The following is a 12,636-nucleotide window of genomic DNA, read 5'->3' on the forward strand; positions in this document are numbered from 1 at the left end:
TTTTATATATGTTCATTGTATTATGATATAATATCCTTACACAATAATTATTTAAGGTGATGATTACTTGTATACGCAAAATCAATATCTAATTATCTTTTTTTTCTATGGATTAGCTTTTTTTACCATGGGGATTGCTGCCCTGCTTCAAAGTACTTCAAAGGACACCAGCTTTCCTCTTTTAAAATCCATTCACTACCTAGGGTACTTTGGTTTAGTTCATGGTATAACTGAGTGGATTATTATGGCAAGAATTTCTGGAATGTTTCTTCAGCATCAAAGCTTTCTTTTGGTTCTGGGTACTTTTACCAATGGTCTTTCCTTTGCCTTTCTATGGACCTTCGGTGTAAGCCTCCTTGAAAAAAAGGGAAGAACTAAAAGGATACTGTTAGGATTGCCTTGGCTCCTTTTTAGCATATGGTTGGCTGCATTTTTAGTCTCTTACGCTATCTATGATACTACCTACCTTCATTGGGTTATTGTAGAGGATATCATGAGCAGATACTTTATCGGCCTTCCAGGAGCCTTTGTTTCCGCCTATGCCCTTAAGAAAAATGCTGACGCTATGAGAGCTATCAATCTAAATAGTGTGGCTATTAAGTTACATGGTATGGCTTTTTTCTTTGCACTCTATGGATTATTAGCAGGAGCTGTAGTTGACAGCAGAGGCTTCTTTTTAGCAAATTATTTAAATAAAGCTCTATTTTTAAGAATTTTTGGCTTTCCTGTTGAGCTAGGAAGAGCAGCATCAGCCATCGGTATAACCATTCTTTTTGTTGGTGTAGTAAAGATCTTCAAGTGGGAAATCGATAAAAGAATTGAGCGATTAACCAAACAGCAGGCGGCAAGTCAAGAGAGAAAAAAATTAGGCCAGGAGCTCCATGATGTCATCATTCAAAACCTTTTTGCCACTGGTTTACAAGTAGAAAATCTTATGGAGGTAGAAACAAGGCCTAAACAGCTTGAAAATTTTCATTATATAAAAGCCAATCTAAATGAAGCTATTATGCAAATACGGGAGTTTATTGGTCAGGTATCAGGACAGTCCTTTGAAATTGAAGACCTGAAATATAACCTTTCAAAGCTTGTAAAAAACTTTAAGAAAACCTGTGCTATTCCCATAAACCTTAGCTTTCATGTGCCGGAAATTACATTAGGATCCTTATCACAGGAGAAAATCACTGAGATCTATTATATCCTTCAGGAGGCTTTATGTAACGCAATTAAACATTCTCAAGCAACTCATTTAACGATTGAAATTAAAACAACAGTAAATACAATCATTGCTACAGTAAAAGACAATGGTATAGGCTTTGATCAGCATCAGGTACCAGAAGGACATCACTACGGTCTAATTACCATGAGAGAACGAGCATCAAAAATAAATGGTCAGTTCATCATTAAAAGCAGTAGTAAAGGAACTCTAGTATCTGTTATTATCCCATGGGAGGAATCTGAAGATGCAAAAGAAAAACATTAGTGTTTTCCTAGTAGATGATCATGCCATCGTCCGCTGCGGTATAAGATCATTGATAGAAAGAAATTCTGGATTAGAGGTTATCGGAGAAGCTGGAAACCTGCAGGAAGCCTATGATAAGGTGTCTGAGCTAATGCCAGATATTATTTTATTAGATATCAAGCTGCCGGATGGGGATGGAGCCGCCGGATGCCGAGAAATAAAAAAGCTGTGCCCTGATGCAAAGGTCATTATCTTAACTGCCTTTGCAGAGGATTCCATCGTTATAGAGGCTGTAAAAGCAGGTGCTGAAGGCTATCTGCTAAAGAATATTGACAGTAAAAACATCATCAATGCCATCCGTGATGTAGCATCTGGTAAGCCCGTCTTAGATGCCTCTGTCATGGGCAAGGTGTTAAATGTGGTTAAAGCAAATAATACAACAGATGATATATTGACACCTCAGGAAAAAAACATCCTTGAGCTTGTCAGCCAAGGAAAAACTAATAAAGAGATAGGTGAAGCGTTATTTATCTCTGAAAAAACAGTAAGAAACAATGTAAGTAGAATTTTACGTAAAATCAATGTCAGCAACCGAACAGAAGCCGCCATATACTGGTCTAAACAAATGTCCCTAAAATAAGGGACATTTGTCCTTTTAAAGGGACATTTGACAAATATTCTACAAGTGATTTTTGATGTATGATAATAATGTAACAACTATGTTACATCCATAACAAAGTGTGTTATGGGTTTATCAAATTGAAAATAAATCTTCGGGGAGGATCATTGACTATGAAAAAGAAAATCGCATTATTGTTAGTAGTTTTACTTATGGCTTCTATCTTTGTTGGTTGTGCTAAACCGGCAGTTCAAGCGGAGGAAGAGCCTGTAGGTGCATCAAATGAAACGCTTACAGATGTATTGGTTATTGGTGGTGGTGGAGCAGGTTTAGTATCAGCTATCACTGCGGCGGAAAATGGAGCCGATGTTATCCTAGTAGAAAAAATGCCAATGCTAGGTGGAAACACGATTATTTCAGCAACAGGTATCGCAGCTAATAGTACAAAAATCCAGGAAGAAGCAGGTAGACCCTTCACAGTTCAAGATCATATTGATTTAACAATGGAGGTAGGTAAGGATTTACCAAACTTAGAGTTAGTTACAGTCATGGCAGAAAATGCTAATGATGCTATAGAATGGTTATTATCTTTAGGTTTAGAGTACAAGATGCATGCCAGTGAGGATCATCACCTTGTTCCTGTAGAAGGTCACTTTGGTTCACTAATGATCGGTGCATACAGACAGGAAGCAGAAAGGTTTGACAATCTTGAAATTAAACTTGGTACCGAAGCTACTGAGTTAATCTTTGAAGATGGCAAAGTGGTTGGTGCTATGGTAAAGAATAAAGATGGTGAATACGCAATTAAAGCTAGTGCAGTAGTATTAGCAACAGGTGGATTAGGAAATGCACCTGATGTAATAGGAGAATACAATCCTAAATATGCAGGTGGAACTGGTGTAATGAGTACTGCTGGTATCACTGGCGATGGTATAATTATGGCAACTGCAATTGGTGCAGGTACAGTTGATATGGAACACCACATGATGAGACCATTAGCTACTCCAGGATACTGGATTAGAGAAACAGTGGTTAGTGATGAAGAAATCGGTGGTATCCTTGTAAATAAAGGAGCAGTTAGATTTACTAATGAAACAGCTAGTAGATGGGATATGGTGCCAGATGTTGCAGCACAAGAGGATGGCGTTGCCTTTGTAATCTTTGATGCAGATGTAGCAGAAACCAGCAATGGTGCTGCAGCCATCAGAAATGCTAGAATGATTGAAGCTGACACAATTGAAGAGTTAGCAGCTGAATTAGGCTTAGACCCAGCTACACTTGCAACTACTATAGAAGCTTACAACAATGGTGAAGATGAGTTTGGCAGAAAAACAATGGGTAAAGTGACAAAAGCTCCTTTTTATGGTGTTAAAGCTGAAGTAGCTTCTCACTATTCCATGGGTGGTTTGGCCTTCGATAGAAATGCTCAAATCCTTGACACAGATGGAAATCCAATTCCAGGATTATACGGAGCTGGCGAGGTTCTTGGAGGATTGTACGGAGCTGGTCGTATCTTTGGAAACAACACATTGGATAATATCGTATTTGGAAAAATTGCAGGTGAAAGCGCAGCTACAAAATAAGTCCCCCTCTCTATAAATATATAGATAAATAAACAAAGATCTCTTCTGGCGAAGACCCCCTCTTCTGTCAGCAAGAGATCTTTTAACAATTTTCCATTCCTTAAAGCATCAAGTATTGAATAGCAGATGATGCAGATATCCAGATAAAATAACTCCCAGATATATAAAGCCTTTATAAAATGAACTCACTTTTCCCCTTAATATAGTAGCCATGCCTGCAATTACAGGAGCTCTCTTGGCTTTTCCTGTAGCAAGAAATGTCCTTACATCACCTTCTCCTGTACCAGATATTTTTCATCAATACATCTATCATTCTTCGTAACTCCTTCTCCCCATAAATCATATTATGATGATAAAGAGAGAATGCCTTTAAGGAGATGATGCTATGAATCCGTATCCATCTTACCATTTGAGCCCTATGAACGGAAGGAATCTATATGCAATAGACTTTCAGCAGGGGGATGTCAATGGTGATTCTGTACCTGATCATATCTATTTGACGGGAGAAAAGCCTTATGGACTGCAAAGTCCTTTTGTTACTAACATTACTCTGTTGATTCAAGATGGAAGAACCAATATGTTTTATCCTATTGTTCCACAGGATAACGCTGGTTATAATCCAACGATTTTTTTGGGAGATTTTACCGGAAATGGCATAAGTGAAATCCTCCTTAGTATTGATTCTGGAGGAAGCGGCGGCTATGCCTTTTATTATATTTATTCCTTTATCAATAATATGCCTACAACCATTTTTGATCATACCAAGTTTGATGAGGAATACACCTATAAAGTAAACTACCTCGATCATTATCAGGTTGAGGTTAAGGGAAATGATTCAAAAAGATATATTATTGACATTAAGTATAAGGGTAAAGAATACCTATCTGAAATCTATGATGCTGATGGTAGACTGAAGGAACCAATAGAAGGATGGGTAAACCCATTGGGGGGCCTGTATCCAGTAGATTTTCAAAGGAATGGTATCTATGGATTATATGCAACCCAAAGTATAGCTGGCAGGTATAATGCCGATGGATTAGGCTATGTACAGACCTCCTTAGAATGGAATGGTGTAAGGTTTGCACCCTTTTTCCAAACGGTAGGGATTTTTGGATAAAGGCAAAAAAACAGCCGATGGCTGTTTTTCTGCCTTAAAAATAATATGTCCTAACAATGATAGCAGTAATAAGAGTGATCAAGAAATGTATTACTATATGGGCTATAAAAATTATTAAAGCATATTTTTTATATCTTTCCGCCCTCTCCTTTATCCATGTAATCAAACTGAACACCTACCTTTTATATAAAAATCCATACTTTAAGGTACATACCTTCCTTCTCCAAAACTCAATATCCAAAACTTCTCTTCAGTAAGATTATATTTTTTTAATGCCTCTGCTAAATCCTTCTCATGGGCATCAATGGTCTGTTCTGGGTGTTCTATGAAGGTAGCAAAATGCATCCCTGCACTTTGATTTGATTCCAATAGTAAATGTGCTTTAACAGCATCATCTGGATTCATGTGCTGGTTCATCATATACCATCTCTTTTCATAACTGCCAATGGGTAAAATAGTTAATCGGAAGTCTTCAAACCGCTCCTTGATTAAATGTAAAAATTCATCATAGGCAGTGTCTCCAGCAAAATAAACATTTCCCTCTGAGCCCTCTATCACAAAGCCACCCCATAATGTCCGGTTTCCTCCTAGGATGAATCTTCCAGAGCTGTGGCGGGCAGGAACAAAGGTAAACTTCATTTCATTTGCTGGAAGAGAATAGTCTTGCCACCAGTCTAACTCAGTGATGTTTGAAGATCTCCTAGATCCTATCACTGACTTTACTCCTAATCCCACTAAGATTTGGGGATCGTGTTCTTCAATAAGCTTATTTAATGTTCTTAAATCTAGGTGATCGTAATGATCATGGCTTATTAACACAACATCTATTTTAGGCAGTTCTTCAAATGCTATCCCTGGTGCCCGCACCCTTTTGGTCCCTAACCATGATATGGGCCCAGCCCTTTCTGACCAAATAGGATCTGTCAAAATATTGATACTATCCATTTGGATTAATACTGTTGCATGATTGATAAAGGTAATCTTCAATTCTCCCTTTCCAACAGATTCCTCTGGCTTCGGCTGTGGCGGGTCCTCTATCCAATCAGGCCATGGGACGGTCTCCATTTCTCTTAGCCACTTCACCATGTCTAAAATGGTATTGGTCTCTTTATAATAAAAACGACTTCCATCAAAATGATCAGATATAGGACCTCTATACAATGGACGAATACTCATGCTAATCCCCACCACCCCTATAAAAACTACAATTACTCCTATCAAAACTTTATTTTTCAATACAGACATTTGTCCCCTCAATGTCATTCACATCTCTTTCTTATTAAGTATATCCCTTAGTAGATGGCTACTGGAATATTGTCATACATGATTCTCTCTGGCATTCCCATTATTTTGGTGATGCTGCCTTCCTCTACATTGACCCACACCTCCACAATTGGCTCTCTTCTAGCAACATTCCTAATAAGATCCTTTCCAGTGACATCTTGATTTCCTCGAACTTCTACTTTATTAAAAATAACCTTATAGTTATTGGTATCATAATTGGATGAGTGACGATGTCCCACAGAGCCATTGATGCCATTCATAGGGATTTCTGGTACAAACCATTCCGCAGGCATTACATAGTTGAGATATTTTGTAGTTTCTATGTTTCCTGCAGCTTCAAGAATGCCTTTTACCTCTTCATCTGTGGTGACCATCTCCTTAATCCCTTTCAGCTTATCTGCCTCAATTTTATTCATTGAGATAAAGGCTGTATTTCCTGAGTAGTGGGTATATAGATTATCTAAAGAAAGATTATCTAAACCTCTGGCTATACCGATTCCTGCTGCTTGCACACAAATATATAGTATCAGCAGCATGAAAAATTTAGCTATAGATGACTTTGGGGCAGGCTTTAGCTTTTCTAGGAAGCTTATCCTTAAAGGGAAGAACATACCTGTTTGATTTTTATAATTAATATAACTCTCACCAAACTTAGCTTCGCATTCCTTTTCTTCTACCCTTGCCAGCAAATAATAAGCAAACAGCATAGTGTTAAACATCATTAAAACAATGTATCGAGGCCACATCAGCATCAATCCAAAGCTGCAAATAATAAATGCAGCGTATTGAGGATGTCTTATATATCGATAAACCCCTCCAGTAACTGCCCCCTTTTTAGTCAACTTATTATAGTAAACCTGACATGCACCTATACAGAAAGCTAAAAATCCTGCTGTCGCCAGCACAGCACCTACTACATTGTGTAGATTAATAATGGTGGAAGAAGTTTGAGCCACATGGGGCATAAAAAAGCTGATTAACCAGCCCCACGCTGAAGATTGATTGAAAAAATTTAATGCTGGCCTGTAAACAGAGTAAAAATATATTGCAAAGGGGCTTGCCATATAAAAGAATTCAAATGCTATTAATATATAAAATAACGCTGCCCCCCAAAAGGTTCTCTTCACTGTCTTTTCTTGGTTTTTTATTGCCATTTTCTTTCCTCCTAATTATTTTTTGTTTTTCAATAACAATAAATGTTAAATCCAACGTCTCACCTTGTTCTTATAAGTAATATAATCCTCACCAAACTTTTTCTCCAGAATCCCTTCCTCGTACCTGATATACCATTGATCTGTGATGGTGAAAAAAGCTATGCTGATTGCAAAGGCAGCTGAGTTTCCCGTGATAGTTCCTATACCTATTAGAATCAACCCCAAGCCTAAATACATGGGATTTCTGGAGATTTTATAGATTCCCTCCGTTACCAATAAATCTGGTTCATCAAAGGTCATTTCCGTAGTGCCGACAATCTTAAACTTTATTGCCCCAGCAAAGGTGATGATTAGACCTAAGGCAATAGGCAACATCCCCAGCAGATTCAGAGGAAATGAAATCATTCTCATATTAGGAAATAATAAATGCAGTAAACTCATTAGGCCTATACAAATCATAAATAGTGTTGGCGGCAGTATGTGCTTAATAAATATCCCTCCTCACTGGCTTTAATTCAGTACCCATCTGATTTTTATCACCAAACTCATCTATTTTCACTAAACCAATTCACCGTGTCTGTGATTGTTTCTTGGAGGGGTCGGAAGGTAATCCCAAGTTCTTTTTTTGCTTTTTCATAGGAATAGCCTTTTTGCACCCTCATTTTTCTTAATTCATCCCTTCTAGGGATTGGAGAAGATTTACCAGTTACTTTGGATATTAGTGCCATAATTCCTGAAAGAATCATTACCATTCCAAAAGGGGGCTGTTTTTTAGGCATTGGTATTCCTGACACATCCGATAGCATGCTAACAATCTCTTTCATTTCATAGACATTACCTCCTACAATATATCTCTCACCATTTTTTCCCTTATCAATTGCTGAAACAACAGCTCTTGCTACATCCCTGGCATCAACGATGACAGCCTTTACAGGAAGAATAGCTGGCATTTTCTCATTTAAAAAGCTTAAAACAAATTCTCCCATTCTGGTGGGTCCATAATCTCCAGGTCCCATCATGATGGCAGGTAGTATAGTAACAACCCTCATTTCTGGATATCTGTCTATAAACTCACGGATTTTTTTCTCCGCCTGGATTTTGCTTTCAAAATATGGATTGGTATTGTCTACATAAGGAGCCTTTTCAGTAACAATATCAGGTCCAGAAGAATCTAATACACCAGTGGAGCTTATGTAGATGATGTTCGTTATTCCTTTTTTATAGGCTTCTTCAAACAGTTTTTCTGTCCCATTGACGTTAATTTTATAGAGTGGATTTCCTTCATTTCCCTTCTTAAAAAACTCTGTAAAATATGCTCCAGCGTGTATCAATAGATCACACCCAGCTAACGCTTCAGCAAATCCTCCTATGTCCTTCAGATCACCTTGCACAAGCTCTACACCTTTTCCTTTAATCCTTTCTCCTTTAGCATGAGATCTAGCCAGGACCTTCACTTGATATTCATCTTTTATTAACTCTTTTACAATATTACTGCCTAATAATCCCGTACCTCCAGTTAAAAATATTGTCATTATGACTCCTCCTTTATATTTTACCAAACGTTTGGTTAATTAAATGGTTAAAAAAATTTACAAGTCTGCATGTGATTTTATGTGGGTATTGATGAAGGCCTCCATAAAATGCTCTAATAGCTTATCCTCGTCATAATTAAAATATTTGCACCATTTATCCTTCAGTGTAATCAATGAGATTACTGGTATGATACCAGTGAAGAATTCATGTATCATATATTTTTGAAATTCATCTTCAGATAAGTTTTCTAATTTATCAATTTTTAAAGTGCTGTTCAATTCCTTCTTCACAATAATCTCCATACATCTTATAAGGCTGTCGGTAGGATTTCCGCTTTTTAGGGTTTCCATAAAGAGGACAGAAATAATTTTTTTCTTTTGATCCATATATCTTATCTCGGATCGAATCTTATCCTCTAGGCTTAGTTTATTATGGTCTACTTCCCCGGCATTGGATGCTGAGTTAATATGCTCTGCTATCTCATCCATGATTTTTTCAAAAAGAGACTCTATGATATGGTTTTTATCCTTAAAGTGATAGTAGATAGAGCCTTTATTGATGCCGGCACTTTTAGCAATTTTATCTACCCCTGTTCCGTCAAACCCCTTCTCCGCAAATAATTCCTCTGCTACTTGTAGGATCCGTTCCTTTGTAATATCCCCATCTGTTTTTGCCATATCACCCATCCTTAATTAAAATTTACCAAACGTTTGGTTAAATAGATTTTATGATAAAAAAATTGCTTTGTCAATATAAAAATAATTTTTTTTACTCAACTAGAAATTTTTATAAATCGTTTACTCCTTAAGGTGAACTCTAGTGTATTACTGAGAATAATTTTAAAAGTTGTATTTTCTTATTCACCTATCTCTAAAACCACTGGGCAATGGTCACTTCCCATAACATGAGGATGAATTTCTGCATTTTTCATTTGATTTTCTAGTTTTTCTGATACAATAAAATAGTCAATTCTCCAGCCTACATTTCTCTCTCTAGCCTTCCCCATGTAGGACCACCATGTATAGGCGTCTTCTTTATCTGGATAAAAGTACCGAAAGGAATCTATAAAGCCATTTCCCAATAAATCCGTCATTTTTTCTCGCTCTTCATCTGTAAAACCAGCGCTTTTCCGATTAGATTTAGCATTTTTTAGGTCAATCTCTTTATGGGCTACATTTAAGTCACCACACAGGATAACAGGTTTTTTAGCATCCAGCTCCCTTAGATAGCTTCTAAAGGTATCCTCCCAGGTCATTCTATAATCAAGTCTTGCTAATCCTCTTTGTGCATTTGGGGTGTAGACATTCACTAAGTGAAATTCTTCAAATTCTAAGGTGATGACCCTTCCCTCCTGATCATGCTCCTCTATCCCTATACCATATTGGACAGATAAAGGCTCCACCTTTGTAAATATAGCTGTCCCGGAGTAGCCCTTCTTCACTGCATAGTTCCAGTACTGATGATATCCTTCTAGGTCTAAATCAATCTGTCCCTCCTGCAGCTTGGTTTCCTGTAGACAAAAGATATCTGCATCTACCTCTTTGAAATAGTCTAAAAATCCTTTGCCGACACAAGCTCTTAAACCGTTGACGTTCCAAGAAATGAGTTTCATATTTAAGCCTCCATAAAAGTATTTTTATCATTTTTTTCAGTATATAGTCATACGCCCCTAGGTTTTAGCATGCTATGAGCTACATTTAGAGCCTACGATTTTGGCTAAACCGTAGACCGTGTATACTATAATTTAGCTTTAAAAGCATATGTTTATACTATCTTAATTATATATCAGGGTTTTTTAAAAAATCAAATGGTGTGGCTGGAAATTCAAATAAAAAACACTACTACTATATTCTTCAAACAGTAGTTCTTTATTTTATTCTTTTACATTACTTATATAATCCACTGTCTTAGGGTATAATGAAATAACGTTAAATAAATAAGTAAAGGAGAATATATTTATGGGCAATTGTATGGATCAGTGTGGCTGCAACCATGAAGGACACACAAATGAAGGACATAAAAAAATTTACTTAACTCTGATGGATAACTCTCAGCTAGAGTGCGATGTTTTAAACGTTTTTGATGCCAATGATAAAAAGTATATTGCTGTATTACCAGAGGACTCAGAGTCTGCTATGCTTTATGGCTTTGTAGAGACTGCTGAAGGGCCGCAACTTAATAACATTGAAAGTGATGAGGAATATCAAATAGCCTCCAAAGCTTTCTTAGAGGCTCATCATACTTTTAGTAAGTGAATCTAAAACCCTTGCACAATATCATGAAATTCTATGCAGGGGTTTTGTTATTCATATTCTTTTGTCGGAGTATATCCTTTAGAAAAAGAATACAGAAACCAATATCTGGATACAAATCCAAAAAACACGTTGGATATGGACAATCCCAGCCATATCCCTATGGTTTCAAGCCTAAAAAGATAAGCCAGGGTATAGCTTAAAGGGATGGCTAAAATAAAAAAGCGAATAGCTGTCGTGATAAAAGTGGGCATTCCTCTTCCTACAGCTTGGAAGGAGGCATTGCTTACCATACCCATTCCTATAAACACATAGCTTAAAGCCATGATCCGTAAATAGCTCCTGCCTTGTCTTAATACTTCGCTAGCCCCTGTTCCTGACTCCTCTAAAAAAATCATTAGTAAAGGATCAGGAAAAGCGAAGACCAATAGGGCAATTCCTCCCATCACCAGCATCCCAAAGACCGTTGCCTTTCTATAGATGCCCTCGACTCTATGATAGTTCTTAGCACCATAGTTTTGTCCCAGCATAGCGATGGTAGCGCCTGCAAAGGCTACCCCTGGTAAAATAGCTATACTATCAATTCGAAAGCCTAAGGCATAGGCAGCAACTGCTTCTTCAGAAAAATCCATGGCAAATCTGTTGATAAATACCATGGTAAAAGCAATAGCACCTTGGGCTACAGAGGATGGTAGTCCTACTACAAGAATATTTTTAATATATTCCCATTTATACCGAAAGTGATGGGCTTTTAAGTTTATACTGCTCTTGTTTTTAATAATAAATAAGATTCCTATACTTAATCCTACTCCCCATGCAATGGCCGTTGCTATAGCAGCTCCAGCTACTTCTAACCTAGGGAAGGGTCCTATGCCGAAGATAAGTAGAGGATCTAATACGATATTCACAACGGATCCACTTACTAACGCAATCATAGAAAGTCTTGTTTTACCTTCTCCTCTAAAAATCCCATCTACTGCTGCCAATAAGAATTTAATAGGCATAGCAATGGTAACAATTATGATGTAGCTTTTTGCCATCCTAAAGACTTCTCCTTCTGCCCCAATAAATCTTAGCATAGGGTCAACAATAGCTATGCCAAAAACAAAAAAGAACACCCCGATAGCTGCTGCCAGCAGTAATCCATTGCCTGCTGCTAAAAAGCTTTTTTCTTCTTCACCTGCACCTATGCTCCTGGCTACTAAAGAGCTTATTCCTATGGATACTCCAGAGCCCAAGGATATGCTTAGCATAAAAATAGGGAAGGTCAATCCCATTGCGGCAATAGCGTCTGTTCCAAGTCTTGAAACAAAATAAGTATCAACTATATTAAAAAAGGTTTGCATAAACATAGCCAATAGTACAGGTATGGCCAGTAAAATAAAGGTTTTTCCGATGGGTCCCTGTAATAAATCTAGATTTTTTCTTCTGTTTTCCATTTTGTTCACTCCTATAGATGCGATAAAATGAGACCTAATTTAAGAGGAATTATTTTGTTCAGTTTTTACTGTCACCATATCCTCCAGCATCCTTTACTTGTCTCAATAAGAAACTATTCTTCATTATTCTTGCTTTTCCTGCACAGATTTACACAATATATTAATAAACCTTATGGCTTACTAATCTTAACGTGCT

12 protein-coding genes are annotated in these 12,636 nt (G+C 37.3%); 5 read left to right on the forward strand and 7 right to left on the reverse strand.

Annotation, left to right across the window (positions count from 1 at the left end; translation table 11 throughout):
- Positions 1 to 67: 67 nt before the first annotated feature.
- The 4 genes from BMX10_RS05230 (at position 68) to BMX10_RS05245 (ending at position 4,778) form a co-directional block, all read left to right on the forward strand.
- Entirely contained in the window at positions 68 to 1,480 is a 1,413-nt protein-coding gene (locus BMX10_RS05230; protein ID WP_090440425.1) for a sensor histidine kinase, read from the forward strand.
- Positions 1,461 to 2,099, forward strand: a complete 639-nt coding sequence (locus BMX10_RS05235) for a response regulator (RefSeq protein ID WP_090440428.1) — start codon at positions 1,461 to 1,463, stop codon at positions 2,097 to 2,099. Before BMX10_RS05230 ends, BMX10_RS05235 begins: the two co-directional genes overlap by 20 nt.
- A gap of 152 nt (positions 2,100 to 2,251) precedes the next feature.
- Positions 2,252 to 3,661 (forward strand): FAD-dependent oxidoreductase, encoded by a 1,410-nt coding sequence (locus BMX10_RS05240; protein WP_090440431.1) that lies wholly within the window; start codon positions 2,252 to 2,254, stop codon positions 3,659 to 3,661.
- Between the two features lie 385 nt (positions 3,662 to 4,046).
- Positions 4,047 to 4,778: a spore coat protein gene (locus BMX10_RS05245; RefSeq protein WP_090440434.1), complete on the forward strand. Its 732-nt coding sequence runs from the start codon at positions 4,047 to 4,049 to the stop codon at positions 4,776 to 4,778.
- A 201-nt stretch (positions 4,779 to 4,979) separates the two neighbouring features.
- Here the strand turns inward: BMX10_RS05245 and BMX10_RS05250 are convergent, their stop codons facing one another.
- The 6 genes from BMX10_RS05250 to BMX10_RS05275 form a co-directional block, all read right to left on the reverse strand.
- A complete protein-coding gene (locus BMX10_RS05250) occupies positions 4,980 to 6,014 on the reverse strand; it encodes an MBL fold metallo-hydrolase (protein WP_170834694.1) in 1,035 nt (344 codons plus the stop codon).
- A 56-nt stretch (positions 6,015 to 6,070) separates the two neighbouring features.
- The gene (locus BMX10_RS05255; protein WP_090440440.1) at positions 6,071 to 7,216 is read right to left on the reverse strand and encodes a methyltransferase family protein; all 1,146 of its coding nucleotides are present in this window, start codon (positions 7,214 to 7,216) and stop codon (positions 6,071 to 6,073) included.
- Positions 7,217 to 7,261: 45 nt separating this feature from the next.
- The gene (locus BMX10_RS05260; RefSeq protein WP_170834695.1) at positions 7,262 to 7,621 is read right to left on the reverse strand and encodes a methyltransferase family protein; all 360 of its coding nucleotides are present in this window, start codon (positions 7,619 to 7,621) and stop codon (positions 7,262 to 7,264) included.
- A 140-nt stretch (positions 7,622 to 7,761) separates the two neighbouring features.
- Positions 7,762 to 8,748 carry an NAD-dependent epimerase/dehydratase family protein gene (locus tag BMX10_RS05265; protein WP_090440446.1) on the reverse strand — a complete coding sequence of 329 codons (987 nt, stop codon included), beginning with the start codon at positions 8,746 to 8,748 and terminating at the stop codon, positions 7,762 to 7,764.
- Between the two features lie 57 nt (positions 8,749 to 8,805).
- Positions 8,806 to 9,426, reverse strand: coding sequence for a TetR/AcrR family transcriptional regulator (locus tag BMX10_RS05270; protein ID WP_170834696.1), 621 nt, complete (start codon positions 9,424 to 9,426; stop codon positions 8,806 to 8,808).
- Positions 9,427 to 9,605: 179 nt separating this feature from the next.
- A complete protein-coding gene (locus BMX10_RS05275) occupies positions 9,606 to 10,361 on the reverse strand; it encodes an exodeoxyribonuclease III (RefSeq protein ID WP_090440450.1) in 756 nt (251 codons plus the stop codon).
- Positions 10,362 to 10,707: 346 nt separating this feature from the next.
- Between BMX10_RS05275 and BMX10_RS05280 the strand changes: the two genes are divergently transcribed.
- Positions 10,708 to 11,004 carry a DUF1292 domain-containing protein gene (locus BMX10_RS05280; protein ID WP_244272643.1) on the forward strand — a complete coding sequence of 99 codons (297 nt, stop codon included), beginning with the start codon at positions 10,708 to 10,710 and terminating at the stop codon, positions 11,002 to 11,004.
- Positions 11,005 to 11,051: 47 nt separating this feature from the next.
- Here BMX10_RS05280 and BMX10_RS05285 read toward each other — a convergent pair whose 3' ends face one another.
- Entirely contained in the window at positions 11,052 to 12,440 is a 1,389-nt protein-coding gene (locus BMX10_RS05285; protein ID WP_090440453.1) for an MATE family efflux transporter, read from the reverse strand.
- Between the last annotated feature and the right edge of the window lie 196 nt (positions 12,441 to 12,636).

The organism is Natronincola peptidivorans, assembly GCF_900111615.1.
GTDB classification, from domain to species: Bacteria; Bacillota; Clostridia; order Peptostreptococcales; family Natronincolaceae; genus Natronincola_A; species Natronincola_A peptidivorans.

Coding starts and splice junctions, on each gene's coding strand:
- BMX10_RS05235 (WP_090440428.1), top strand. CDS start 1,461: ATGCAAAAGAAAAACATTAGTGTTTTCCTAGTAGATGATCATGCCATC.
- BMX10_RS05240 (WP_090440431.1), top strand. CDS start 2,252: ATGAAAAAGAAAATCGCATTATTGTTAGTAGTTTTACTTATGGCTTCT.
- BMX10_RS05245 (WP_090440434.1), top strand. CDS start 4,047: ATGAATCCGTATCCATCTTACCATTTGAGCCCTATGAACGGAAGGAAT.
- BMX10_RS05255 (WP_090440440.1), bottom strand. CDS start 7,216: ATGGCAATAAAAAACCAAGAAAAGACAGTGAAGAGAACCTTTTGGGGG.
- BMX10_RS05260 (WP_170834695.1), bottom strand. CDS start 7,621: ATGATTTCATTTCCTCTGAATCTGCTGGGGATGTTGCCTATTGCCTTA.
- BMX10_RS05265 (WP_090440446.1), bottom strand. CDS start 8,748: ATGACAATATTTTTAACTGGAGGTACGGGATTATTAGGCAGTAATATT.
- BMX10_RS05270 (WP_170834696.1), bottom strand. CDS start 9,426: ATGGCAAAAACAGATGGGGATATTACAAAGGAACGGATCCTACAAGTA.
- BMX10_RS05275 (WP_090440450.1), bottom strand. CDS start 10,361: ATGAAACTCATTTCTTGGAACGTCAACGGTTTAAGAGCTTGTGTCGGC.
- BMX10_RS05280 (WP_244272643.1), top strand. CDS start 10,708: ATGGGCAATTGTATGGATCAGTGTGGCTGCAACCATGAAGGACACACA.
- BMX10_RS05285 (WP_090440453.1), bottom strand. CDS start 12,440: ATGGAAAACAGAAGAAAAAATCTAGATTTATTACAGGGACCCATCGGA.